The following is a 25,648-nucleotide window of genomic DNA, read 5'->3' as shown; positions in this document are numbered from 1 at the left end:
TCTACATAAAGGAAGTGATGATGTGTTAAATATCGAACGAGAAAATTCTATTTTAGATCTTTTAAAACAAAAAGAGGTTGTAAAAGTTTTAGAAATAATTGAACTTTTAAATATATCTGAAGCTACTGCTAGAAGAGATTTAGCTGCTTTAGAAAAAAAAGAACTTATTAAAAGAGTTCACGGTGGAGCTATTTTAAATACCTCTCTGAATAATAATCAAGATTTAAATGTTCAATTTAGAAGAAATCTTAATAAAAATGAAAAAGAAAATATTGCTGAGCTAGCTGCTTCATTTATCAAAAGAGATACATGTATCTTTTTAGATGCTGGAACAACTACCTTATGTATAATCAAACATCTAAAAAATTTAAATATTAAAGTAGTTACAAACGGTTTAAATTTAATCGACGAATTAGAAAAGTACAATATCGAAAGCTATTTAGTTGGTGGAAAAATTAAAAGTAAAACTAGTTGTACTGTTGGATACTCAGCTGTTCAATATTTAAAAAGCTTTAATTTTGATTCGGTTTTTATTGGAGTCAACGCTGCTAATATAGATGGATATAGCACTCCTGATTTTGAAGAAGCTATGATCAAATCAGAAGCTATAAATAGAGGCAAAAACATTTATTTTTTATGTGACCATACAAAATTTGATAAAAGTAGTTTTATAATTTTTTCAACTTTAGATGTAGGAACTCTTATAACAGATAAACCTCTTTCTAAAGAATATCAAAATATAGTTACAATGGAGGTAGTAAAATGATATATACATTAACTTTAAATCCTGCGATAGATTATTTCTTAACGTTTCAAAATTTTGTTGAAGGAAATCTAAATACTCCAAAGGAAACATATAAACTTCCTGGCGGAAAAGGAATCAATGTCTCTAAAGTTTTAAAGAATTTTAATACAAATTCAGTATGTCTTGGGTTTATTGGTGGATTTACTGGAGATTTTATTGAATCATCTTTAGAAAATGACGATTTAGAAACTCAATTTTTCAAAATTAAAGAAGATACTCGTATAAATTTAAAAATAAATAATAATGGTCTTGAAACTGAAGTTGCAGGTACTTCTCCTGCTATTTTAAAAGAAAATATAGAAGAACTTTTTGTATTTTTAAAAAACAATTTAAAATCTGGAGATATACTAGCTCTTTCTGGAAGTGTTCCCTCTTCTATATCTTCATCTATATATGCTGACATAATAGAGGCTATCCCTAAAGATGTTAAAGTTATTCTTGATACTAGAGGAGACGCTTTTGAAGTTGCACTTAAAAAAGGAGTGTTTTTAATAAAACCAAACAAAGATGAAATAAACGAATTCTTTAAATCTAACTTTTCAAAGAATGAAGAGTTAATCGAAGCAGGAAAAAAACTACAAACTATAGGAGCAGAAAATGTTCTTATCTCTCTTGGAGCAAAAGGTTCTATTCTTATAACTAAAGATGAAATTTTTAGCTGTGGTGTTCCTAAAGGTGAATTAATTAGTTCAAATGGCTCTGGAGATTCTATGATTGGTGGTTTCATCTATGGACTAAATCAAAATCTTCCATTAACTAAGTGTTATGAAATTGGAATTGCATCTGGTAGTGGAACAGCATTTTCTAAAGGATTAACAACTTTTGAAACTATGAAAAATCTATTAAAAGATATTAAAATCAATAAATTATAATTGGAGGAAACAATGTTAGATAAAATGTTAGTTAAAGACTGCATGAATTTAAATTTAAAAGCTAATACTAAAGCTGAAGTTATTGATGAGCTTGTTGAAGTTCTTTTTAAAGCTGGTAAATTAAATGATAAAGAAGAATTTAAAAATGCTATTTTAAAAAGAGAAGAACAAAGTTCAACTGGATTAGAAGAGGGAATTGCTATTCCACACGGAAAGTCTGCATCTGTTAAAATTCCTACAGTTGCTTTTGGACTATCAAAAAAAGGTATTGATTATAATTCACTTGATGGAGAACCATCTACTTTATTCTTTATGATCGCAGCTCCTGCTAATGCAACAGACTCTCATATAGAAACATTATCTAAACTTACATCTTTACTTTTAGATGATGATGTTATTGAGAAACTTTTAAATGTTACTTCAGAAGAGGAAGTTTTAAATATTCTTTTAAAAGACGCTCCTGTAAAAGAAGAAACTATTTCAACAAATACTAGTTTTGATGTTCTTGCTGTTACTGCATGCCCAACTGGAATTGCTCACACATATATGGCTGCTGAAGCATTAAATAAAAAAGCTAGAGAGATGGGAATCACTATAAAAGTTGAAACAAATGGCTCTACTGGTGTTAAGAATATGATTACTGATGAAGAAATAAAAAATGCTAAAGGAATTATAATCGCAGCTGATAAAAATGTCGATATGGCTCGATTTAATGGTAAACATGTTGAAATAGTACCTGTTAAAGATGGAATCAAAAGACCTAAAGAACTTATTCAAAATGCTATTGATCAAAAAGCTAATATCTATTCTTCAGGTGGTTCTTCATCAACTTCTTCTAACAATGAATCAAAAGGTTTTTATAAGCATCTTATGAGTGGAGTTTCTAATATGTTACCTTTTGTTGTTGGTGGTGGAATTCTTATTGCATTATCATTTATTTTTGGAATTAAAGCTGCTGATCCTAGTGATCCTAGTTTCAATCCTATAGCTAAAATTTTAATGGATATTGGTGGTGGAAATGCATTTTTCTTAATGGTTCCTGTACTTGCTGGATTTATTGGTATGAGTATCGCTGATAGACCTGGTTTTGCTCCTGCAATGGTTGCTGGGCTTATATCAGCCAATAACGGTGGTGGATTCCTTGGTGGTTTAGCTGGTGGATTCCTTGCTGGATATGTTGTACTTTTACTAAAGAAAGTTTTCTCTAAATTACCAGAAAAATTAGAAGGAATAAAACCTGTATTACTTTATCCTTTATTTGGCATTTTAATTACTGGACTTATTATGTATGGTGTTGTTATATCTCCAGTTGCATCTATAAATAATGGAATAACTAATTTCTTAAATAATTTAGGAACTGGAAACCTTATCATACTAGGTGCTGTTCTTGCTGGTATGATGGCGATAGATATGGGTGGACCAATTAACAAAGCTGCATTTACTTTTGGTATTGCTGCTATCGCTGCTGGAAATTACTATCCACATGCTGCTGTTATGATTGGTGGAATGACTCCTCCTTTAGGTATAGCTTTAGCCACTACATTCTTTAAGAAAAAATTTACAAAAGATGAAAGAGAAGCTGGATTAACAAACTACATAATGGGAGTTTCATTTATTACAGAAGGAGCAATTCCTTTTGCTGCTGCTGATCCTATGAGAATAATACCTTGTTCTGTTATTGGATCTGCAGTTGCTGGTGGTTTAGCTATGGCATTTAATTGTCAACTTCCAGCTCCTCATGGTGGATTATTCGTACTTCCTATTATAACAAATCCTTTAATGTATTTGTTAGCTGCTGCTGTAGGTTCACTAATAACTTGTGTGCTTGTTGGAATTACAAAGCCTGCTAAAAGTATATAAATAATTGAAAACCCCTTCAGAGTTTGAAGGGGTTTTCAATTATAATTTTTCAAAAAGTTTTAAAACTTCATTTGAATACTTTCCATCTTCATCATGTGAAATAAATGGTGGTAAAATTTTAAGAAAATCTTTTCCATTTCTAACTCCTTCAATCAAAAGAATCTTAGCTCCTTTATCAATTTTAGAATGACAGAATTGAATTTTTTTAGGGGTAATCCCATATTTTCTCATAGTATCAATTATTTCTAATAAACGATCAGGTCTATGTACCATAGCAAAGTATCCTTTATCCTTTAAAACTTTTGAGGCTACTTCAATTAAACTTTCTAAATCAATACTTATTTCATGTCGAGCTAAAGTAATTTGGTCTAAATCATTTAATTGATTTTCATTTCCATGAAATTTGAAAAACGGAGGATTAGTTACCACAATATCTTGTGATCCATTATTAATGTATTTATTCCAATTTTTCATATCATCATGTATAATTGTAATTTGATTTTCCAAATTATTTAACTCAATATTTCTAGTCGCTAAATCTGCTGAAATTTCTTGAATTTCAATTCCAATAATTTTAGCATCTGTTCTTTCTGAAAGAAATAAAGGAATTGCTCCATTTCCTGTACCTAAATCTAAAATTTTCTTAGTTCCTCTTGTTAAAGATATAAAGTTTGATATCAAAAGAGTGTCTAAAGAAAAATTAAAGAAATCTGGTCTTTGGATTATTTTCAAATCTTTATTCAATAAACTATTAATAATTTCGTTTTCATTTATTTTCATTTCATACCTCCAAAGTTATTATAACAAAAAAGGCAGAAAAATGAAATTTATATATCTCGAGTTAAAACAATATTAGCTCCTGTATTTAATATATTTTCAAAAATAATTGTTCCAATTTTTTGAGGCGACTGAACTTTAATATTTTTTAAAAGTTCCATACATTCAAATATTAACTCTTTTGGAATTGACTTATCTGTTTTAACTGGAACCATGTTATGTATACCACCATAGGCTCTTACTATAGATGTTACCACTCTTTTAGGAGCAATAAGCTCTTCTTTTCCATATCCCTCACCTTTGGGACATGAATTCCCTGTAACCTTATAATCATTTTCTATATCTATACTTAAATGACACCCTATTGGACACAAAATACATATCATCTCTTTCACAACTAAACCTCCTGTAGTTCTATAGTAATATCTTTTGAGATTTTCTTAAGTAAAACTTCAGATAAAAGAACTTTTTCCATTTCACCTGGAGCTAAATGAGCTCTTTTAAAGCTAGCAATAATATTATCCCCTTCTCTAATAACAATTTTTTGATTTTTGTAAACGTTATTAACTCTCATAAATATTTCAAGTTTATTTTGTAAATTATCTAAATTAATAACTTGAGGAACAGTATAAACTATACCCATTCCATTTTTAATATTAGAAATATTCTCTATTTTACAATTTTCTGAAGCTATATAACAAGCTGCAAATTTACCTGCTCTTTCTCCTTCTTCACTAACAAAGTCAACTAAATCATGAACATGAACAACATTCCCACAAGCAAATACACCTGGAATACTTGTTTCCATTGAATTACTCACAATAGGACCACTTGTTCTATTATCTAGAATAACACCAGCTTCTTTTGAAAGGTCATTTTCTGGTATTAATCCTACAGATAACAACAATGTATCACAATCATAATGTATTTCTGTTCCTGGAATTGGTTTTCTATTTTCATCTACTTTAGCTACAACAACTTTTTGCAATCTATCTTTTCCTTTTATATCTATAATTGTATGTGAAAGAAGTAAAGGAATATTAAAATCATCTAGACACTGAACAATATTTCTATTTAACCCACCTGAGAATGGCATTAATTCAACAACAGCTTCAACTTTAGCACCTTCTAAAGTTAAACGTCTTGCCATAATTAATCCAATATCTCCACTTCCAAGAATAACCGCTTTTTTACCAACCATATATCCTTCCATATTAATATATCTTTGAGCTGCTCCTGCTGTGAAAATTCCAGACGGTCTTTCTCCAGGAATAGCAATAGCTCCTCTAGTTCTCTCTCTACAACCCATCGCTAAAATAATAGAACTCGCTTCAATCTCTCTATAACCATCAATAGGATTAATCATAGATATAACTCTTTCTTTCGAAATATTCAAAACCATAGTTTCTAATTTTACTTCGATAGGACATTCTTTTATAAATTCTATATACCTTTGAGCATATTCAGGTCCTGTTAACTCTTCTTTAAATCTATGTAATCCAAATCCATTATGGATACACTGCTGTAAAATTCCACCTAACTCTTTATCTCTTTCTAAAATAACTATATTTTTTGCTCCATTTTCATAAGCTGATTTTGCAGCAGCAAGACCAGCAGGACCTCCACCTATAACAACAATATCATATTTCATTATTTTTTCAACTCCTCTGTTAGAATGTAAGAATTAGCTTTGTCTAAAACAATACTTTTGATATCTACATTTAATTCTCTCGCTATAATCTCTTGAACTTTAGGCCCACAAAAACCGCCTTGACATCTTCCAGAACCTGGTCTACATCTTCTTTTTACAGCATCTATAGTAACTGCTTTTACAGGTCTATGAATAGCTTCAATTATCTCTCCTTCTGTTATCATTTCACATCTACAAACCATTCTACCAAATCTATCATCTTCTTTTATTTTAGCAGCTTTTTCCTCTGAAGATAAATTCATAAATAACATATGCTTTCTAGGAGATATAAATTTATCTTTTAAAACAAGACTAGCTCCAGCTTTTTTTAATAGATTTAAAGCAGCTAAAGTTATAGCTGGCGCAGCAGATAAACCTGGTGATTTAATTCCTGCAATATCAAAGAACCCTTTCTCTTCTGACTCTTCTATAATAAAATCTCCTCTATCTGATTCTGCTCTTATTCCTGCAAAAGTTCTGATATTTTCTCTAAAATTAATATCCTTAATTGAATGACTACCTTTAAACTTAATATAATCAAGTCTTTCTGTTGATGTTGAAACATCATATCTATTATCTATATCTTGAGCATCAGGACCAACTAATAGATTTCCATGAACTGTTGGAGTAACAAGTATTCCTTTTCCTAATTTAGATGGACATTGAAAAACTGTTTGATTTACTCTTTTCCCTTGAGATTTATCAAGAACAAAATATTCTCCTTTTCTAGGTAATATTTTATATGATTCTGAGGCTATCATTTTATGTATTAAATCTGCATGAACTCCCGCACAGTTAAATATATATTTCCCATGAAATATTCCTGAATTTGTATGTACATCAAACACATTATTATTTTTGTCTATTTTTTTTACTTCTGTATTTAAAAATATTTCTACACCATTTTCTACAGCATTATCTATTAATGCTTCTGCAAATTCCCAAGGTGAAACGATTCCTGCTGAAGAACAATGTAATGCTGCAATCGCTTTTTCATCAACATTTGGCTCAATTTTTCTAAGCTGTTCTTGATTGATAATACTTAATCCAGGGACTTCATTAATGATACCTCTGTTGTAAAGAACCTTAAGGTGATTAGCTTCTTCTTCATTGAATGCTAAAACAAGTGAACCATTACGTTTAAAAGGAACAGAAAGCTCCTTACATAAATCCTCGTATAAAGAATTACCTAAAACATTTAACTTTGCCATAAGGGATCCCTCTTTGGCATCATACCCTCCATGTACTATTGCACTATTTGCTTTTGTAGTTTCGTTCGATACATCTGTATCTTTTTCTAAAACTGCAACTTTTAATTTATATTTAGAAAGCTCTCTTGCAATACCAGTTCCTACAATACCAGCACCAATGATTAAAACATCATACATAAAATTTCCTCCTAGTTTTTAACAGTAAAAAAAGAAAGCACAAAAAGGTGGTAACAAATTACCAACACTTTTTTAGCTCTCTTTATCTCTATTGCTAATATTTAATTTTCTTAATTTAAATATACTACTTTTTCTCTAATTAGTCAATATCCCAATTTAAAGATCTTTCGACAGCTCTTTTCCATTTTTTATGTTTTAAATTTTTATCCTCTTCAGACATATTAGGGATAAATGTTTTCTCCAAACACCAATTTTTTTTAATTTCATTTTTATCATTCCAGAAACCAACAGCAAGACCAGCAAGATATGCTGCTCCTAAAGCAGTTGTTTCTAAAATAGAAGGTCTATGAACTTCTTTTCCAATAATATCAGATTGGAATTGCATTAAAAAATTATTAGCAGAAGCTCCTCCATCAACTTTTAAAGCCTTTAATTCAATTCCTGAATCTTGTTGCATAGCTTCCAATACATCTTTAGCTTGGTAAGCAATTGATTCTAGAGTAGCTCTTATAATATGATTTTTATTACTACCTCTAGTTAACCCTACAATTGTACCTCTAGCGTACATATCCCAATTTGGAGTTCCCAATCCAACAAATGCAGGAACAAAATAAACTCCTCCATTATCTTTCACTTGATTTGCAAAATATTCAGTATCTTTAGAATCTTCAATTAATTTCAATTCATCTCTTAACCATTGAACTGCTGCTCCTGCGACAAAAATACTTCCCTCTAAAGCATACTCAACTTTTCCATTTAATCCAATTGCAATTGTTGTTAAAAGACCATTTTTACTTGAATACATCTTTTCTCCTGTATTCATAAGCATGAAACATCCTGTTCCATAGGTATTTTTTGCTTCTCCTTTTTCAAAACAAGCTTGCCCAAACAAAGCTGCTTGCTGATCTCCAGCAACTCCACAAATTGGTACTCTATGTCCACCTTGTCCACCTAAATTAGCATATCCAAATGTTCCACTTGAATCTTTTACTGTAGGAAGCATTGATTTTGGAATATTTAGCTCAGATAAAAGCTTTTCATCCCAACAAAGATCTTTTATATTATATATCATTGTTCTAGAAGCGTTTGTATAATCAGTGTAATGAGATTTTCCATTTGTAAGTTTCCAAATTAACCAAGTATCAACAGTACCAAAAAGTAACTCTCCTCTTTCAGCAGATTCTCTTGCTCCTTCAACATTATCTAAAATCCATTTTATTTTTGTTCCAGAGAAATAAGCATCTACAACAAGACCTGTGTTTTCTCTTATGTAATCTGTTAATCCTTTTTCTTTTAAATCATCACATATTTGAGCTGTTCTTCTACATTGCCAAACAATAGCATTATATACAGGCTTACCTGTTATTTTATTCCAAACAATTGTTGTCTCTCTTTGATTTGTAATACCAATACCAATAACATCATGCTGAGAAATACCAGACTGTGCCATTGCTTCAGCTAATACCCCACTTTGACTAGACCATATTTCCATAGGATCATGCTCTACCCATCCCTCTTTAGGATAGATTTGTTTAAATTCCTTTTGTGAACTAGCTATAACCCTTTGCTGTTCATCAAAAATTATAGCTCTAGAGCTAGTTGTTCCTTGGTCTAATGCAATTATATACTTCATAAAATCCTCCTCTATAGTTATTTTTTTTTATTTTATTTAAAAAACACTTATATAAACTAATCCCCCTATTATTCCACCTACAATTGGTCCCAATACTGGAATCCAAGAATAAGACCAATCAGATTCTCCTTTGCTTGAAATAGGTAAAATAGCATGAATAATTCTTGGTCCTAAATCTCTAGCTGGATTAATTGCATAACCTGTAGGACCACCTAAACTTGCTCCTATACTCCAAATAAAGAATCCTGCAAGTAATGGACCTAAAACACCTGTAAATCCTTTAATAATTTCTCCATTTGGAAGAGTTGCACTAAACGCTTGATTGTTAGCATGTCCTATAGCTAAAAGTCCAAATACAAGAAGAAAAGTTCCAATAACCTCAGTTATAAAATTCCATTTGAAATCTCTAATAGCTGGACCTGTAGAAAATGTTGCTAAAATAGATCCTGCATCAGTTGTTTCATCGTAATGTCTTTTATAAGTTAAATAAACTAAAATTTGACCAAACATAGCTCCTAAAATTTGTGATACTACATAACCAAAAACAAGATTTTTAGGAAATAATCCTGCAACAGCAAGACCAATAGTTAAAGCTGGATTTAAATGTGCTCCACTAACCCATCCAACTGAATAAGCTCCAACCATAACAGCTAATCCCCAAGACGTTGTTATCACAATCCATCCTGAATTGTTTCCTTTAGTTCTGTTTAACAAAACATTTGCAACAACTCCATTTCCTAATAAAATTAAAATTGTAGTTCCTATAAATTCAGCTAAAAAAACATTCATAATACCCTCCCATGATATTTGTTATAAATTTTTAAAACTATACTACTATTAAAAAAGCTATTCAAAAAAAAGAAATTTCATTCTTTTTTTTGAATAGCTTCTCTTATATCTCTAGCTAAATCAATCTATAATATTTATTTTTGTTGTTGAAACAGCTATCGCCCCACTTTTTAAGGCTAATTCTATATCTTCTTTATCAGAAATAAGACCACCAGCAATAATTGGAATTGAGCTTCGTTTTGAAATTTTTTCTATAATTTTAGGCATAACCCCTGGTAAAATTTCAATAGCATCTATATACTTTTCATTAAAAAGCTTTACTGTACTTTCTAAAGAAAGCGAATCAATTATAAAGCATCTCATTACAACTAAAAATCCAATTTTATGAGCATATTTTGCTACACTTGATTTTGTTGATATGATCCCGTCTGCAAAACTATTTTCTTTTAAAAAATCAAGAGCTGAATTCTCTCTTATATTTAAACCATGTATCATATCCAAATGTACAAAGCATAATTTCCCAGCAGATTTTATTAAACGAGTAGTTTCTTCTATTGAACATATATCACAACTTAATAAAAATATAATTTTAACTGAACTTAAAAGAGCTTTTTCTAAACTCTCTTGATCTTTGACAGCTAATATCTTATTATTTTTAGTTAAACTTTCTATGAATTTTAAGTTCACTTTATTCTCCTTTTGTTTCTTATTAATACTAATTATACTACAAATTTCCAAAATGTCAAGTCTTTTCGAATGCTGAGTCAAATAAATTTTAAAAAAAATACTCTATCCAATTAAATGAACAGAATATTTTTATATTTTTTATTTTATTTTTTTAATTTTAAAAATTCAATTATTTCTTTTTTCAGTTTTATAGATTCTCTTGGATTTCCTTTTGCTGAAACTGCAATTTGATATTCATTTGTATCTATATGAGCCGTAAATCGAGCCGACATATATACTTTAGAGGTTATATTGTTAACTAAAACATTATTAGTTTCACATAAATCAACTATCATCTCATTTAAATTTTCATCATCTGTTGCAGCTACTACTAAAAATTTATTATCTATATCGCTTACATGAAACCCTCTTTTTTCAAACTCTAAACCTAATTCCATGATTTCAGGTAATATATGTAAACTCACAACTAAAACTTTAGCACCATAATCAATTAAACTTTTTATTTTTCTTAAAGCTATATTTCCTCCACCTACAACCAAGCACTCTTTACCAGTCAAATCTACAAAAAGAGGAAAAAAAGTTTTTTTACTTTCCACTTGTTTCACCAATTTTTTTAAATGCTAACTCTATAATCTCTAAAGTTTTATCCAAATCTTCTTTTGTATGCTCTGTCGAAATAAAATGTGCCTCATACTTAGAAGGTGGTGCAATAACACCATTATCTAGTAATGTATTAAAGTATATTGAATAATGCTCTGTATTTGAATCTATAACATGATTCAAAGCTGTTACCTCATTTAATTTTGTAAAGAAAATTGTAAATAATGAGCCTAACCTATTTATTTTTATAGGCACTTTATACTTCTGAGCTATTTTTTTGATTTTTTCTGTTATATATATAACTTTTTCTTCCAACTCTTTATAAAGAGTTGCTTTATTTTTCATTAAGTAGCTTACCATTTCAAATCCAGCTCTTACTGCTACTGGATTTCCAGATAATGTTCCAGCATGATAAACTCTTCCTACTGGTGCTATCATATCCATAATTTCTTTTTTACCACCAAAAGCTCCTACTGGATATCCCCCACCGATTATTTTACCCAAAGTTGTTATATCTGGAGTTACTCCATAATATTCTTGTGCTCCACCAAGTGCCACTCTAAAGCCAGAGATAACCTCATCAAATATCAAAAGCGTCTCTGTTTCATCACAAGCTTTCCTCATAGCTGTTAAAAACTCTTTAGAGCTATCTATAAGTCCCATGTTTGCTGGTACTGGCTCCATTATTATACAAGCTACCTCTTTATTACTTAATATCTCTTTAACTCTTTCTACATCTCCGAAAGAAGCAACTAAAGTATCTTTCAAAACACCTTCAGTTATTCCATTGCTATCTTGATAACCATCTGTTAATAACCCTGAACCAGAACTTACTAAAAGTGAATCTGAATGTCCATGGTAGCATCCTTCAAATTTTAAAATTTTATTTCTATTCGTAAATGCTCTAGCAACTCTTATCGCTGCCATAGTAGCTTCTGTCCCAGAAGTTGTAAACCTTATCATATCCATCGATGGATAGCACTTACAAACGAGTTCTGCAAGCTCTACCTCCATCTTAGTAGGTAAACCAAAAGAACTTCCTAACTCAATTGCTTCTCTCACACCTTTTAAAACTATTTCATTGTTATGACCTAGAATAAGTGGACCCCACGAACATATATAATCTATATATTCATTTCCATCTTCATCATATATTTTAGAACCTTTTCCTCTGTTTACAAATATTGGATATGATTTATCAACTGATTTAAATGCTCTAACTGGACTATTTACTCCACCTGGGATAATTTTAACAGCTTTTTTATATATTTTTTCTGATTCTTTATATCTCATTTCAAACTCCTTTTTTTAGCCATTTTGCTACATCTTTTGCATGATATGTAATTATTATATCTGCACCTGCTCTTCTCATAGAGTACATATTTTCCATAACAACTTTTTCTTCATCTATCCAACCATTCTCAGCTGCAGCCTTTACCATCGAATACTCACCACTAACATTATATATAGCCACTGGATTATTTATAGCATCCGCTACTCCTTTAACTATATCTAGATAAGGCATTCCTGGTTTTACCATTATTATATCTGCTCCCTCTTCTATATCGTTTTGAACCTCTATTAAATAGTCTTTTGAATTTCTAAAATCCATCTGATATGTTTTTCTATCTCCAAAAGATGGAGCAGAATCCGCTGCTTCTCTAAATGGTCCATAATAGGCTGATGCATATTTCACACTATAAGCCATAATCGGTAGATTTACAAATCCATTTTCATCTAAAATTTCTCTAATAGCTTTTATTCTTCCATCCATCATATCCGATGGAGCAACTATATCTGCACCTGCTTTGGCATGAGATAATGCTACTTTTTGAAGAAGCTTTAATGTTTCATCATTTAATAACTCTTCACCTTTTAAAAGTCCACAATGTCCATGTGATGTGTACTCACATAAACATACATCTGTTACTATTAAAAACTCTGGAAATTTAGATTTTATAAATCTGATTGCCTCTTGAACTATTCCTGTTTCACTATATCCTTCGCTTCCTACTAAATCCTTCATCTTTGGAATTCCAAATAAAAGTAATGCTTTTATTCCTAACTCTTTCAACTCTCTTAACTCTGATTCTAATCTATCTATAGATATTCTAAATTGACCTTTCATAGAAGAAATTTCAACTTTTATATTTTCTCCCTCCTCTATAAATAGAGGGTATACTAAATTATCTAAAGAAAAGTTTACATTTTTAACTAGATTTCTCATAGTTTGAGAAACTCTTAATCTTCTCGTTCTATTAAACATCTACTTCATCTCCTATTACATCTATAACTCCATCCACATCGAATACTTTTGCTTCTAAAGCTACTTTATATCCTAACTCTATTAAAGTTTTTGTTGTAACTGGTCCTATTGAAACTACTTTTTTATCTTTTAAAAGAGTTAAATCTCCATTTATACTTTTATTAAAAGATTCCACTGTTGAAGAGCTTAAAAACGTTATATACTCAACTTCTTTTAAAACACTTTCAATTTTTTCTTTATCTTGAATATGTTTTTCTGTTTTATAAACAACTAACTTTTGGAATTCTCTATTGTATTCTTCACTCCATTTTTCAGAGTCAGCTGGAGAAATATCTGAAGTTACAAAAAGTACTTTATCATTTTCTTTTGTAAAATGAACAACTTCTTTTGCTAGCTCTGATCCCATGTATTTTTCAGGAATAAAATCAGGAATTATTTTATATTCTCTTAAAAGTTCATCTGTTTTAGCACCTACAACTCCTATTTTAAGATGACCTAAGCATCTTACATCTTTTATGTTCTTCATAAAATATTTAACTCCATTTGATGAATTAAATAAAAGTGCACTAAAGTTCTTTAATTCAGATTCATCAAAATTCGAAGCATCTTCTATTTTTATAAAAGGCAACTCCCTTACTGTCGCTCCTTTTATTCTTAATTTTTCAGAGAATTCAGCTGCTTGCTTTTCATCTCTCGTTACAAGAACTTTTTTTCCTGAAAGAGGTTGATTTTCAAACCATTTAAATGTATCTCTCATTTTTACAACATCACCAATTATAGTTATTGCAGGCGGAACAATTTTATCCTCTTTCGCTTTTTGAACTATATCCTCTAAAGTACCAACAGTTACTCTTTGATTCTCACTTGTTCCTTTTTCTATTACTGCAACTGGTGTTTTTGGATTTTTACCATTTTTTATTAAATCACCAGTTATCAAGTCTAAATTTTTGATTCCCATTAAAAAGACAAGTGTTCCATCTAATTTAGCTATTGTTGAAAAGTCATGCCACTCTCCATTTTCCATAGTATGACCTGTGAAAACATGGAAAGATCTTGCAATACCCCTGTGAGTAACTGGAATTCCAGCATATTCTGGAACTGCTATCGACGAACTTATACCTGGTACTATTTCAAATGGTATTGAGTGTTTTACTATTTCTTCAATCTCTTCTCCACCTCTACCAAAAACAAAAGGATCTCCACCTTTTACTCTAGCTACTATTTTTCCCTCTAGAGCTTTAGAAGCTAATATTTTGTTTATTTCATCTTGAATAACTCCACCTTCAGTATTTCCTTTTCCTAAATATATCATCTCAGCTGATTTTTTAGCTAATTTCAAAACTTTTGGATCTATTAATCTATCGTAAACTATACAATCTGCTGACTCTATACATCTTTTTCCTTTTAATGTTAAAAGATCTATATTTCCACATCCTGCTCCTATTATATAAACTTTTCCTATTTTTTGATTAACCATTTATCTTCTCCTTTATCTCAAGAGCTAATTTATGAGCAATTTTTTTTCCTAAACTTCTATTTTCTAGAACTTCAGCTTTATACATAATATCGTTATGACAGTATACACCTTTTAAAGATATTTTATCTCCTATTCTCTCTCCAGTACATCCCATTGGAGTATGACATCCTCCATCAAATATTTTAGAAAATTCTCTTTCAATATTTACAATCTCTTCAATTTCTGGATTGTGTATACTCTGTAAAATGTTTTTTATAAAATCATCATTCTCTCTACATTGGATGTGTAAAGCTCCTTGAGCTGGGGCTGGCATCATCAAGTCATAATTCAACTCTTCTGTTATTCTATCTCCTAATCCAACTCTTTTAAGTCCCGCTGCAGCTAAAAGAATAGCATCATATTGTTCCTCTTCTAATTTTCTAAGTCTTGTATGAATATTTCCTCTTAATTGCTTAATTACTAAATCTGGTCTTACTGTTTTTATTCCCATAGTTCTTCTTAAAGAGCTTGTTCCTACAATTGCTCCTTTTGGAAGTTCCATTAATATTTCACCGTTTTTAGAAACAAGAACATCTCTATTATCTTCTCTATCTGGAGTAGCTCCACATATTAATCCGATTGGAGATACTATCGGCATATCTTTCATTGAATGAACAGCTAAGTCAATCGTACCTTCTAACAATTCAAATTCTATCTCTTTTGTAAAAAAACTTTTCAATGATTTATCACTATTATCCCAGTTGCTTACCAAATCCTTATCTCCACTTGTAACTATAACTTTTATTTCAAATTCTAATTCTGGAAATTGTTCTTCTAATCTTCCTTTTATCATTTTACTTTGAGCTAAAGCTAATATACTTCCTCTACTTCCAATTACTATTTTCTTTTTCATTATGCAATCCCCTCTTTGTATTCAAACCATTTTTTTAAATTTATCATTTGTTCATTAATCATGTACTCATATTTTGTTAAAATGTTTTCTCTGTTCTCTAAGTTTTCATAATAAACTCCCCAAACATCATCTATATTATACAGATTAATATTCTTAAAGTTATTTAGACTTTGTTCTATATCTCTAGGAACTGCTAAATCTAAAAATACATATTCTTTTTCTGGATTTAACATCGATGATATTTCATCTTCCTTTATAATAGCATGCGGAGCTGATGTAGCAGATATTATTATATCACTTTTAGCAGCTTCTTCTAATTTGTTTTCAAAACTGATTACATCAGCATTATATATATTACTAAATTCTAAAGCTTTATGATAGCTTCTATTTGTAATAGTTAAAGTATCATATTCTTCTTTTGTTAAAAGTTCCATTATGTCTCGAGCTAAATCACCCATTCCCAGTATAAGAATCCTTTTATTTTTTAAATCAGGGACTCTATTTTTTATAAACTTTAAAGAAATAGCTTCTAAAGAAAGTGCATTATGACATATTTTACTTTTATTTCTGAATTTTTTTCCTAATTCTATTGCTTTATTAAAAATAACATTCATATTTGAACTAGATATCTTATTTTCCATACTCGTTAATTGAGCTTTTTTTATTTGAGCTAAAATTTGATCTTCACCTTTTATTACAGATTCAAATCCACAAGTAACTCTAAACAAGTAATTTACAGCATCATGTCCTTGTTTTATAAAAATATTTTCTAATCCCATATCTTTTTTAAACTCTTCTATTGAGTATTTCTTATCTAAATCTAAATAATACTCAACTCTTAAACATGTAGATAAATTTACATACCCTGCAATCTTCCTCTCTTCAAAAAGTTTTTCAACCATAGAAGTTGGATTATTTTGTATAAAATTTTCCCTTTGGCATAAACTTAAATTTTTATGTGTAATTCCAAAGACAATAAAATTTTTAAAATACATTTAGACTACCTCTTTTAATATTTTTTTATTATATCTATTATTATAATACTTTTTTCTAATAATTTTAAGTATATTTTATATAAAACTATATTAATTTTGAATAATAGTTCAATTTAGTATCAATAAATGATATAAATGAAAGAGAGTGACAAAAAATCACTCTCTTAAATGTTTGTATAAAAAATTATCAGTATGTTTTTAAAATTTACAGATACTCTTGCCATATTTTTTATCTCTAATAATTTTTCTAAATTTTTATTTCTATTTTTTAATATTCCGAGAGTATAACTTATTATCTCTTTTACTAACTCTCTATCCAAAGTATTCGACATTATTTCATCTACAAAATAAATTTTATCTATCAGAGTTAAATAATCTTTTGTATTTATAAAATCTCTTATTGATTTATATATTTCAATTTTATATAAAAATTCTTTTGTATCTTGCCACTCTTTTATACTTTGACCTATTCTTTCGAATGAGCATCCTTCATTTAAATCTATGTTTGTATTTTTGTAGTATTCTATCTCTTTCGAATTACCTAAAAAGAAGTCATATTCATCTTTTGAAACTCCTACCTCTTCTGAGGTCTCTTGAATAAACTTCAGTAAAATAGATCTTGATTTTATTGTTGGTAATATATTTAATCCAGTTGAAAGTAGTATAAAAAAACTACCTACATTTGGTTCTTCTATTAATTTCAAAAGAGCATTTGCAGATTCTTTTCTAAGTTTCTCAATATCTCTTATTATATATATTCGTTTTTTACCTTCATAAGAAGTTGTTGAATCTTTATATGCTAACTCTCTTATTTTTTCTATTTTAATTCCTGTTATATCGTCTAAGATTTCTAAATCTGCATGAGTTTCGCTTTCTATTCTTATACAGCTTTCACACTTTCCACAAAAGTCATCTATATAGTTACTACAATTCAAACTTTTACCAAGAGCTTTTGCAAACTTTTTTAATAGTTCTCTATCTGCACCATAAAATAGATATGTTCCTGCTTCTCTTCCAAAAATTAACTCTTTTTGTAAAAAATCAATAGCTTTTGTATTCGAATTTAAATCTCTAAACACTATCTTTCAGCCTTTTCAATCTTTCTAAGTATAGAGATTTGATCTAAAGCCATTCCTGCTCCTCTAACGACACTTTCTAATGGAGAATCAGCTAATCTTACATTTAAAGAAGTATGTTTTGATATTAATTCTGGGAAATTTCTAATTAAAGACCCACCACCAGCCATTACTATTCCTCTATCTATTATATCTGCCGCTAATTCAGGAGGTGTTTTTTCTAATACATCTTTTACACAAGTTACAATCTCCATTAAAGAATCCATTATAGCTTCTCTAATCTCTTCTGAACCTACTGTTACAGATTTAGGTAAACCTGTTATTAAGTCTCTTCCTTTTATGGTCATCGTTTCTTCTTCTACCATTGGAATCGCTGTTCCAATTTGCATTTTTATACTTTCAGCTGTTTTGTCTCCAATTAATAAAGTATGTGTTTTTTTTATATACTTTATTATGTCATTATCAAAATTATTTCCTGCAGTTCTTATTGTTTTACTTACAACTGTTCCTCCTAATGAAATTACAGCTACATCTGTAGATCCACCACCGATATCAACTATCATATTTCCTTCTGGAGCTGAAATATCTATTCCTGATCCTAATGCTGCTGCTCTTGCTTCTTCTATCAGATAAGCCCTCTTTGCTCCTGCAGATAATGTTGCTTCTAAAACAGCTCTTTTTTCTACTCCAGTAACATCAATTGGAACACAAATCATAACTTCTGGCATAAATAGAGAGTATTTTCCAAATACTTTTTTTATAAAGTACTTGATCATAGCTTCTGTTATATCATAATCTGCTATAACTCCTTCGCTTAAAGGTTTTACTGCAACTATTGAGTCAGGTGTTTTTCCTAACATGTCCTTAGCTTCATTTCCAACAGCTAAAACTTTTCTACTTTCTCTTTCTACCGCAACAACAGATGGTTCATTTAATATTATTTTTCCATGTTTTTTACTGTATACTAATGTGTTTGCTGTTCCTAAATCTATTCCAATACTTCTGCTAAATCCAGGTAGTCTAAATTTGAATCCCACTTACTATCACTCCTTACCCTAAGTTTTTTTGTACTATATTTTTTATTTCTTCTAGTTTTCCTTCTGTGTATAGTGCTCCTATAAGAGCTTCAAAAGCTGTTGCTTCCTTATATTCCATAACACTACAAGATTTTGGAAATGTTTTTATATTACTATTTTTTGATCTGTTTACTAGTAATAATTTTTCCTCATCTAAATCGCCAATTATATTTTTTAAATACTTACTTTGTGCTTGAGCATTTACATGTTCTTTTACAAGTCTATTTAAATTTTTAATATTATACCCTTTATTTATATAATAAGTTCGAATTGAAAGTTCCCATACAGAATCTCCTAAATATGCTAAAATTAATCCGTTTGCTTCACGCACATCTAAATTGACCATGTTGTTTTTTCCTTTCCATCTTTTATTTTTATTTTCATTTCTAAAAGTCTATCTCTTACTTTATCAGAAAAATCCCAATCTTTATTATCTCTTGCTTCTCTTCTTAATTCTAATAAAAATTCAATTAGTTCTGTTGTCATATTTCCTACTTGAACCTCTACTTTTAATAAGACTCCAAAAACTTCTTCCATTACAGATTTTATATAATCAATTGTTAATTCAATTACTTTAAATCCAACTTTAGATATATTTTCATCTTCTAAAGCTTTATTTAACTCTTTTACAAGCTCAAATATCGCTCCAATACCACCTGCTGTATTGAAATCCTCATCTAAACACTTTATAAACTTTTCTTTTGAATTTTCTAAAACCTCTTTTAATTCAGATAAATCTGTCCCTGTCTCAAAAGGTTTTGTTTCTAACTTTTCTTTTGCTCTAGATAATGCATTTTCAATTCTTTCTAATCCTGCTTTACTTTGAATTAACTCATTGTCAGAAAAATCAATTGGTTTTCTATAGTGCGAACTTAGTATAAAAAACCTTACAACTCTTCCTTCAAATTGTTCTAATACTTCCCTTAAAAGAAAGAAGTTACCTAAAGATTTTGACATTTTTTCACCTTTTATATTTATATAGCCATTGTGTATCCAATATCTCGCAAATTCTCCACCTGTTCCACACTTTGATTGAGCAATTTCATTTTCATGATGTGGGAATATTAAATCTTGACCTCCACCATGAATATCAAAAGTTGGTCCTAAGAATTTATTTGACATTGCAGAACATTCTATATGCCAACCAGGTCTTCCTTTACCCCAAGGTGAATTCCAGAAAGGTTCTCCCTCTTTAGCTGCTTTCCATAAAGCAAAATCCAATGGATCTTTTTTTATTTCAGAAACATCTATTCTCGCCCCACTCTTTAAATCATCAATACTTTGTCCAGATAACTCTCCATATTCTTTTTTATAACTATTTATATCAAAGTATACATCACCTTTTGATTCATATGCATGATTTTTTTCTATTAGAGTTTTTATGATTTTTATCATATCACCTATATGCTCAGTTGCTTTTGGTCTTATCATACCTTCTTCTTTTAAATTTACTTTTGCTGTATCTTCGAAATAAGCATCTATATATTTTTTAGCTATATCTTGAAGAGTTACTCCCTCTTCATTAGCTTTTTTTATCATTTTATCATCAACATCTGTGAAATTTTGAACATATTTAACCTTATAACCTCTAAATTCGAAATATCTTCTTACTGTATCAAAAAATATTGCAGGTCTTGCATTTCCTATATGGATGTAGTTATAAACCGTAGGACCACAAACATACATAGAAACCTCTCCCTCTTTTAAAGGTTTAAACTCTTCTAGTTCACCTTTTAATGTATTATATATTTTTATCATTTTCTGCCTCCTATTTAGCCGTCTTTAATAAATTTATTATTGTTGTTTCATTTAATATTGTTTCTATTTTTAATCGGTTAATTTCTGCTAATCCTTTTATCTCAATTTGCCCTATCATTTTTTCTTTTATTTTAAAATCAAGATGTCCATATACAAATTGAGTTTTTTCAAATTTTGTATTTATAACTTCTTTCTTTGAAAGGTTTTCTACAGTTGGGTCTTTTTTGGGAGTGTTTATCTTTATTTTTGAAGATATATTTTCAATGATACTATTTTTAAAGAAATAATTTAAGAAAAATAAAAATGATCTTAACTCAGCATCTTTTGAACTTCTTAAATAAAGTTCATTTTTTTGAAGAATTCTCTCTCCATCTAATCCATCTTCTTCAATTTTATTAAAACTTTCTATAATATCATTTTTTCCACCAATATTAGTTGTTAACATCATTTCATTTTTAGTATTTACATCTCCTGTTAAAACTAGTTCATTGAATCCTCCTAATGGATTCTTTCCCAAATTCAAAATCAACATTCCTAAATTACTCTTTTTTTCTTTTTCTAATATTTTTAAAATATTTTGACTTAAATACTTTTCACTTTTAACAACTTTCTCTACATCTTTTTGTCTAGTAGCTATTATAAAGTTACCTTTTTCTATTTTTAAATATAAAGAATTTCCATTTGTATATTTATTTTTATACTCTTCTTTCAAAGAATACATATCATCTATTTTATCAAAATATTTTTCCATTTTAAATTTTATGAAAGGATATATATACCCAAAATCTACTATCCCTACGCATGTTTTTTTGTCCGATATAAAACTACTATCTGATAAAATATATATTCCTTTTATATATTTTAAACTTTCTTCTATTTTTAAATCCACTTTAAATTCTGATTTATTTAAAACATTCAAAACATTATCAAACTTTTTATTATTTATTTCTTCATTTACATATGCTAAATTTATTCTATTATTTAAATAAACTCTTGGATTTTCTTTTGATGTATAAAAAACACTTGCCATAATTGACAACGTACAGCCAATTCCTAAAGCTATCTTCAAACTTTTCTTCATCGGTACTCCTTTTATAAACTTATCTACTTTTTTTTATTCTTTCTAATTCATTCAGTACTAAATCTATTTTTTCATTTTTACACGATCCCGATGAAAATCTAACTTTTACAATTTCTTTTTTATCAATTAGAATATTTTCTCCAACTTCTTTAAAATAATCTAATTTTTTTATCATATCTCCTGAAGGACTAATTGCAAAACTTCCACCCCAGAAATTTACTCCGTCTTCTACTCCAACTCTATTAACCATCACTGTAAAACAACTATTACTAACTGATATTGTTTTACATATTGATTCCCAAATATCCGATATTCCTAAGCCTCTGTTAGATAATCTTGTAGGACTATTAACTATTGTAAAAATAATATGTGCTCCATCTTGAGCTAATATATAAGAACTACTCTGATGGAATACATCTTCACATATTAACATTCCAACTCTACCAAACTTTGTATCAAAAGCTCTAATACTATTGCCCTCTTTAAAATATCTTCCCTCATCAAAAAGACCATATGTTGGAAGATATACTTTTCTATGAATGTGCTTTAACTCTCCATCTTCTAAATAAAAAGCAGAATTATAGTGAAATAAATCATCTGCTAACTCTACAGCTCCAAAAATAATAGAAATCTTTTTAGATAACTCAATTAATATTTCTGGTACTTTGCTAATAGCAACATCGTATACCATATCTTCTAGTAAATATCCTGTTAAAGATAACTCTGGGAATAGAACTAATTCTGTTCCTTTTTCTATCTCTTTTTCAATAACTTTTACCATCTCATACAAATTTTTCTCTGTATTTCCTAATACTGGTTTTGTTTGAGCTAAAAAAATATTCATCTCTCTCTCCTTTTAGATTAAAGAAACTTTAAGTCCTCAACCGTTGTAATTTTTATATTATCATAGTCACCTATAATGACTTTAATTTTTCCGTCAACTCTTTCTACTAATGAAGAGTCATCTGTTCCTAAAAACATATCCTCTTTTGCTTTTTTATAAGCTCTTTTTAAAATTTCACTTCTAAAAATTTGTGGTGTATGTATAACTATGTACTCATCTCTTTTAGGAGTTTCTACAACCATTCCATTTAAATCTATTTTTTTTATAGTATCTTTTAATGGAACTCCAATAACAACTCCATCTATTTTTTTATCCAAAGTTAACAATTCCAGGCTTTCATTAAAGTATTTTTCTTTTAAAAAAGGTCTTACACTGTCTTGTATTCCTATTATACAATTATCATCACAATATTCCAATGCATTTCCAATAGAATACTGTCTTTCACTTCCACCTTTTACAATTTTTTTGACTTTAGAAATATTATATTTTTCACAAGAATCTTCCACAAAACTTATGGAATCTTCTCCTGTTACAACTATGATATCTTTGATTAGAGTACTATTTTGAGCTACTTCTAAGGTTTGAATAAACAATGGTTTTCCTGAAATTTCTAAGAACTGTTTTGGATAACCCAAGTTCATTCTCTTTCCTACTCCTGCTGCTGCAAGTATCAGTGTTATCTTAAAGTCACCACAGTACATCCTATTCCTCCTTCGTTATGCCCACCTGCTCTAAAGTTTTTTACATAACCAGATGTTTTTAAAAATTCAATAATTCCTGTTCTTAAAGCACCTGTACCTTTTCCATGTATAACATATATTTCTGTATACCCATTCATAAGAGCTCTATCCATATATGTTTCTAACTCATAAATACCTTCATCTACAAGTTTACCTCTTAAATCAACTTCATTTTTTACTCTTGTTTTTATGTGAGTATTTATTGGTCTATACTCTTTTTTCTTCGACTCAACAACAGGTTTAACATCATCCATCAACACTTCTAATTTTAATATTCCCGCTTGAATATTTAGAGTTTCTTTATTTAAATTTATTTTATTTACAATAGCATATTGGTTTAAGCTAATTACAAATATTCTATCTCCAACTTTATACTCAATTTTTCTAGCAACTTTTGGCTTTACTTCTACATTTTCATTTTTCTCTTCTTGTAAAGAAGTTCTTAACATATTTAATTTCTTTTGAACATCCTTCATCTCTTCTTTAGTTTTATCTTCTTTTTGAATTTTAGTAACTAATGCTGCTGCTTTATTTTGCATATCTCTCATCATTAATTCTGCTTTTTCATAAGCTTCTTTTAATATTTTGTTTTTTTCTTTTTCTAAAACTCTTAGTTTCTCTTCATACTCATCTTTATCTTTTTGAACTTGAACTCTTAACTCTTGTACTTCAATTTGCATCGCTTCCAATTCTAAAGATTTATCCTTTATATTTGATATCATTCTTTCTACTTTTTTATCTTCATCACTAATATAACTTTTAGCCTTATCTATAATTACATCGGATACACCTAATCTTTTTGCAATTGTTAACGCATTACTTTCTCCAGGTACACCAATCAATAGTCTATAAGTTGGTGATAATGTTTCTACATTAAACTCCATTGATGCTGTTTCTATATCTACTTCATTATATCCATATGCTTTAACCTCACTATAATGAGTTGTTATTAATGACTTACATTTTTTATCTTTCAAGTAATCAATTACTGCCATCGCAAAAGCAGATCCTTCCATTGGGTCTGTTCCTGATCCTAATTCATCTAATAAAACTAACGAAGCTTTTGTAACTGAATTTAAAATATCTTGAATGTTTTTCAAGTGAGCTGAGAAAGATGATAGAGATTGCTCTATACTCTGCTCGTCTCCAATATCAGCATAAACTCCTCCAAAAAATCCTATACTTGTTTTTTCTGAAGCTGGAATTGGTATTCCTGATAATGTCATCAATGTTAATAATCCCGCTGTTTTTAAAGCAACTGTTTTTCCACCAGTGTTTGGTCCTGTTATTAACAATGTATTATAATCTTTTCCAATTTCAAAAGTTAAAGGTACAACTGATGTTGGATTTATAAATGGATGTCTCGCATTTACTAAAGATAGCATCTCTTTGTTATTTATTTCAGGTATATTACATTTTTTTTCTATACCATATTGTGATTTTCCATTTAGTATATCTAGATACATAAGTGAACTTCCAATTTCATTGACTGTTGGAGTATGTAATCTCACTTGATCTGTTAATCTTAAAAGTATTTTTCTAATCTCTTCTCTTTCTCTAACTTCTAACTCTCTCATTTTATTATTTAAAGAAACGATTGATATAGGTTCTATAAACACAGTTGATCCACTTGACGATCTATCATGCTCAATACCTTTAACAAGACCTTTAAAATCAGTTTTAATAGGTATTACGCTTCTTCCATCTCTAGTCGTTACTATTTTATCTTGAATAGCTTTAGCATAAGTTGGATTTGTAAATAACTCTTCAAACTTTCTTTTTATAGTTCCAATCATATTTTTCTTTTGGAACCTTAATTCTCTCAATTCAATTGAAGCATCATCTTTTATATTTTTTTCAGGATCTACAGCTTTATTTATTAAATCCTCAATATTTTTAAGTGTTGGAATAGCCATAAACTTTCCTCTAAGACTCTTATATTTTTCCAAAGTCTCTAATCTTCCCTTAAAAATTCTGAAAATTCTTAAATTTATATTTAATGACCACAAATCTTCAGTCTCTAAATACATTCCTAAAAGCTGTGATTTTTTTGTTATATTAGTCAGGTCTTTCATTCCTGTTGCTTCAAATCCACCATCAAACTTTAAAAAATCCATAAAATCATTTACAATTTCAAGTTCTTTTTTTAGTGAATTTATATCTTTAAACGGTTCTAATTTTATTATCTTTTCTTGATTTTCTTCAATAGTTATATAATGTGATAACTCTTCTCTTAATTTATTAAACTCTAATACTCTATAGCTATGATTATTCATTCTACGCATCACCTTTTCTATATATATTTTATCTATCTATTATATCATATTTAATGTCTTTTATAA

General features: G+C 29.1%; 24 protein-coding genes. 3 read left to right on the top strand and 21 right to left on the bottom strand.

Annotated features, from left to right (window positions below; genetic code table 11):
* The first annotated feature begins 22 nt into the window (after window positions 1–22).
* Genes ACRCZX_RS03160 through ACRCZX_RS03150 form a run of 3 tightly spaced genes read left to right on the top strand, consistent with a single transcriptional unit; the run spans window position 23 to window position 3,537 of the window.
* Window positions 23–766 carry a DeoR/GlpR family DNA-binding transcription regulator gene (locus ACRCZX_RS03160; protein WP_438581490.1) on the top strand — a complete coding sequence of 248 codons (744 nt, stop codon included), beginning with the start codon at window positions 23–25 and terminating at the stop codon, window positions 764–766.
* Window positions 763–1,677: a 1-phosphofructokinase gene (gene pfkB / locus ACRCZX_RS03155; RefSeq protein ID WP_438581489.1), complete on the top strand. Its 915-nt coding sequence runs from the start codon at window positions 763–765 to the stop codon at window positions 1,675–1,677. Before ACRCZX_RS03160 ends, pfkB begins: the two co-directional genes overlap by 4 nt.
* Window positions 1,678–1,689: 12 nt before the next feature.
* Complete coding sequence (locus tag ACRCZX_RS03150; protein ID WP_438581488.1) at window positions 1,690–3,537, top strand: PTS fructose transporter subunit IIABC; 1,848 nt, start codon at window positions 1,690–1,692, stop codon at window positions 3,535–3,537.
* A 39-nt stretch (window positions 3,538–3,576) separates the two neighbouring features.
* Here ACRCZX_RS03150 and ACRCZX_RS03145 read toward each other — a convergent pair whose 3' ends face one another.
* The 21 genes from ACRCZX_RS03145 to ACRCZX_RS03045 all read right to left on the bottom strand — a co-directional run bounded on the left by ACRCZX_RS03145 (window position 3,577) and on the right by ACRCZX_RS03045 (window position 25,582).
* Window positions 3,577–4,317: a tRNA1(Val) (adenine(37)-N6)-methyltransferase gene (locus tag ACRCZX_RS03145; RefSeq protein ID WP_438581487.1), complete on the bottom strand. Its 741-nt coding sequence runs from the start codon at window positions 4,315–4,317 to the stop codon at window positions 3,577–3,579.
* A gap of 47 nt (window positions 4,318–4,364) precedes the next feature.
* A complete protein-coding gene (locus ACRCZX_RS03140; RefSeq protein WP_438581551.1) occupies window positions 4,365–4,700 on the bottom strand; it encodes a DUF1667 domain-containing protein in 336 nt (111 codons plus the stop codon).
* Between the two features lie 11 nt (window positions 4,701–4,711).
* Window positions 4,712–5,965 carry an NAD(P)/FAD-dependent oxidoreductase gene (locus tag ACRCZX_RS03135; protein WP_438581486.1) on the bottom strand — a complete coding sequence of 418 codons (1,254 nt, stop codon included), beginning with the start codon at window positions 5,963–5,965 and terminating at the stop codon, window positions 4,712–4,714.
* Entirely contained in the window at window positions 5,965–7,392 is a 1,428-nt protein-coding gene (locus tag ACRCZX_RS03130) for an NAD(P)/FAD-dependent oxidoreductase (RefSeq protein ID WP_438581485.1), read from the bottom strand. Before ACRCZX_RS03130 ends, ACRCZX_RS03135 begins: the two co-directional genes overlap by 1 nt.
* Before the next feature lie 139 nt (window positions 7,393–7,531).
* Window positions 7,532–9,025 (bottom strand): glycerol kinase GlpK, encoded by a 1,494-nt coding sequence (gene glpK, locus ACRCZX_RS03125; protein WP_438581484.1) that lies wholly within the window; start codon window positions 9,023–9,025, stop codon window positions 7,532–7,534.
* Window positions 9,026–9,061: 36 nt separating this feature from the next.
* The gene (locus ACRCZX_RS03120; RefSeq protein ID WP_438581483.1) at window positions 9,062–9,814 is read right to left on the bottom strand and encodes an MIP/aquaporin family protein; all 753 of its coding nucleotides are present in this window, start codon (window positions 9,812–9,814) and stop codon (window positions 9,062–9,064) included.
* 120 nt (window positions 9,815–9,934) lie between these two features.
* Window positions 9,935–10,501, bottom strand: coding sequence for a glycerol-3-phosphate responsive antiterminator (locus ACRCZX_RS03115; RefSeq protein ID WP_438581482.1), 567 nt, complete (start codon window positions 10,499–10,501; stop codon window positions 9,935–9,937).
* A gap of 143 nt (window positions 10,502–10,644) precedes the next feature.
* Complete coding sequence (locus tag ACRCZX_RS03110) at window positions 10,645–11,097, bottom strand: precorrin-2 dehydrogenase/sirohydrochlorin ferrochelatase family protein (protein WP_438581481.1); 453 nt, start codon at window positions 11,095–11,097, stop codon at window positions 10,645–10,647.
* Window positions 11,087–12,394 (bottom strand): glutamate-1-semialdehyde 2,1-aminomutase, encoded by a 1,308-nt coding sequence (gene hemL / locus ACRCZX_RS03105; protein ID WP_438581480.1) that lies wholly within the window; start codon window positions 12,392–12,394, stop codon window positions 11,087–11,089. The genes ACRCZX_RS03110 and hemL overlap by 11 nt, the downstream gene beginning before the upstream one ends.
* A gap of 1 nt (window position 12,395) precedes the next feature.
* Window positions 12,396–13,367, bottom strand: a complete 972-nt coding sequence (gene hemB / locus ACRCZX_RS03100) for a porphobilinogen synthase (RefSeq protein ID WP_438581479.1) — start codon at window positions 13,365–13,367, stop codon at window positions 12,396–12,398.
* Window positions 13,360–14,844, bottom strand: coding sequence for a uroporphyrinogen-III C-methyltransferase (cobA, locus tag ACRCZX_RS03095; protein ID WP_438581478.1), 1,485 nt, complete (start codon window positions 14,842–14,844; stop codon window positions 13,360–13,362). The genes hemB and cobA overlap by 8 nt, the downstream gene beginning before the upstream one ends.
* A complete protein-coding gene (gene hemC / locus ACRCZX_RS03090; protein WP_438581477.1) occupies window positions 14,837–15,736 on the bottom strand; it encodes a hydroxymethylbilane synthase in 900 nt (299 codons plus the stop codon). Before hemC ends, cobA begins: the two co-directional genes overlap by 8 nt.
* Window positions 15,736–16,731, bottom strand: a complete 996-nt coding sequence (gene hemA, locus ACRCZX_RS03085) for a glutamyl-tRNA reductase (protein WP_438581476.1) — start codon at window positions 16,729–16,731, stop codon at window positions 15,736–15,738. The genes hemC and hemA overlap by 1 nt, the downstream gene beginning before the upstream one ends.
* 164 nt (window positions 16,732–16,895) lie before the next feature.
* Complete coding sequence (locus ACRCZX_RS03080) at window positions 16,896–17,810, bottom strand: ATPase (RefSeq protein ID WP_438581475.1); 915 nt, start codon at window positions 17,808–17,810, stop codon at window positions 16,896–16,898.
* Window positions 17,810–18,844 carry a rod shape-determining protein gene (locus tag ACRCZX_RS03075; protein WP_438581474.1) on the bottom strand — a complete coding sequence of 345 codons (1,035 nt, stop codon included), beginning with the start codon at window positions 18,842–18,844 and terminating at the stop codon, window positions 17,810–17,812. The genes ACRCZX_RS03080 and ACRCZX_RS03075 overlap by 1 nt, the downstream gene beginning before the upstream one ends.
* A 13-nt stretch (window positions 18,845–18,857) precedes the next feature.
* Entirely contained in the window at window positions 18,858–19,229 is a 372-nt protein-coding gene (locus tag ACRCZX_RS03070; protein WP_438581473.1) for a Mini-ribonuclease 3, read from the bottom strand.
* A complete protein-coding gene (gene cysS / locus ACRCZX_RS03065) occupies window positions 19,217–20,641 on the bottom strand; it encodes a cysteine--tRNA ligase (protein WP_438581472.1) in 1,425 nt (474 codons plus the stop codon). Before cysS ends, ACRCZX_RS03070 begins: the two co-directional genes overlap by 13 nt.
* Before the next feature lie 10 nt (window positions 20,642–20,651).
* Complete coding sequence (locus tag ACRCZX_RS03060) at window positions 20,652–21,722, bottom strand: hypothetical protein (protein WP_438581471.1); 1,071 nt, start codon at window positions 21,720–21,722, stop codon at window positions 20,652–20,654.
* Between the two features lie 19 nt (window positions 21,723–21,741).
* A complete protein-coding gene (locus tag ACRCZX_RS03055) occupies window positions 21,742–22,566 on the bottom strand; it encodes a nitrilase-related carbon-nitrogen hydrolase (RefSeq protein WP_438581470.1) in 825 nt (274 codons plus the stop codon).
* A gap of 17 nt (window positions 22,567–22,583) precedes the next feature.
* Window positions 22,584–23,267, bottom strand: a complete 684-nt coding sequence (ispD, locus tag ACRCZX_RS03050; protein ID WP_438581469.1) for a 2-C-methyl-D-erythritol 4-phosphate cytidylyltransferase — start codon at window positions 23,265–23,267, stop codon at window positions 22,584–22,586.
* Window positions 23,243–25,582, bottom strand: coding sequence for an endonuclease MutS2 (locus ACRCZX_RS03045; RefSeq protein WP_438581468.1), 2,340 nt, complete (start codon window positions 25,580–25,582; stop codon window positions 23,243–23,245). Before ACRCZX_RS03045 ends, ispD begins: the two co-directional genes overlap by 25 nt.
* Window positions 25,583–25,648: the final 66 nt, after the last annotated feature.

This window comes from Cetobacterium sp. (assembly GCF_051658645.1).
Lineage (GTDB): Bacteria > Fusobacteriota > Fusobacteriia > Fusobacteriales > Fusobacteriaceae > Cetobacterium_A.
The sequence above is the reverse complement of the archived record's forward strand: the minus strand, read 5'-3'. Positions and strand labels throughout refer to the sequence as shown.

What these genes read in the sequence shown, in the direction of transcription:
- ACRCZX_RS03135 (WP_438581486.1), bottom strand. Translation starts at nt 5,965, where the DNA reads ATGAAATATGATATTGTTGTTATAGGTGGAGGTCCTGCTGGTCTTGCT.
- ACRCZX_RS03130 (WP_438581485.1), bottom strand. Translation starts at nt 7,392, where the DNA reads ATGTATGATGTTTTAATCATTGGTGCTGGTATTGTAGGAACTGGTATT.
- hemA (WP_438581476.1), bottom strand. Translation starts at nt 16,731, where the DNA reads ATGTATTTTAAAAATTTTATTGTCTTTGGAATTACACATAAAAATTTA.
- ACRCZX_RS03070 (WP_438581473.1), bottom strand. Translation starts at nt 19,229, where the DNA reads ATGGTCAATTTAGATGTGCGTGAAGCAAACGGATTAATTTTAGCATAT.
- hemL (WP_438581480.1), bottom strand. Translation starts at nt 12,394, where the DNA reads ATGAGATATAAAGAATCAGAAAAAATATATAAAAAAGCTGTTAAAATT.
- ACRCZX_RS03060 (WP_438581471.1), bottom strand. Translation starts at nt 21,722, where the DNA reads ATGAAGAAAAGTTTGAAGATAGCTTTAGGAATTGGCTGTACGTTGTCA.
- ACRCZX_RS03045 (WP_438581468.1), bottom strand. Translation starts at nt 25,582, where the DNA reads ATGAATAATCATAGCTATAGAGTATTAGAGTTTAATAAATTAAGAGAA.
- ACRCZX_RS03140 (WP_438581551.1), bottom strand. Translation starts at nt 4,700, where the DNA reads ATGATATGTATTTTGTGTCCAATAGGGTGTCATTTAAGTATAGATATA.
- glpK (WP_438581484.1), bottom strand. Translation starts at nt 9,025, where the DNA reads ATGAAGTATATAATTGCATTAGACCAAGGAACAACTAGCTCTAGAGCT.
- ACRCZX_RS03055 (WP_438581470.1), bottom strand. Translation starts at nt 22,566, where the DNA reads ATGAATATTTTTTTAGCTCAAACAAAACCAGTATTAGGAAATACAGAG.
- ACRCZX_RS03145 (WP_438581487.1), bottom strand. Translation starts at nt 4,317, where the DNA reads ATGAAAATAAATGAAAACGAAATTATTAATAGTTTATTGAATAAAGAT.
- hemB (WP_438581479.1), bottom strand. Translation starts at nt 13,367, where the DNA reads ATGTTTAATAGAACGAGAAGATTAAGAGTTTCTCAAACTATGAGAAAT.
- hemC (WP_438581477.1), bottom strand. Translation starts at nt 15,736, where the DNA reads ATGAAAAAGAAAATAGTAATTGGAAGTAGAGGAAGTATATTAGCTTTA.
- cysS (WP_438581472.1), bottom strand. Translation starts at nt 20,641, where the DNA reads ATGATAAAAATATATAATACATTAAAAGGTGAACTAGAAGAGTTTAAA.
- pfkB (WP_438581489.1), top strand. Translation starts at nt 763, where the DNA reads ATGATATATACATTAACTTTAAATCCTGCGATAGATTATTTCTTAACG.
- cobA (WP_438581478.1), bottom strand. Translation starts at nt 14,844, where the DNA reads ATGGTTAATCAAAAAATAGGAAAAGTTTATATAATAGGAGCAGGATGT.
- ispD (WP_438581469.1), bottom strand. Translation starts at nt 23,267, where the DNA reads ATGTACTGTGGTGACTTTAAGATAACACTGATACTTGCAGCAGCAGGA.
- ACRCZX_RS03150 (WP_438581488.1), top strand. Translation starts at nt 1,690, where the DNA reads ATGTTAGATAAAATGTTAGTTAAAGACTGCATGAATTTAAATTTAAAA.
- ACRCZX_RS03120 (WP_438581483.1), bottom strand. Translation starts at nt 9,814, where the DNA reads ATGAATGTTTTTTTAGCTGAATTTATAGGAACTACAATTTTAATTTTA.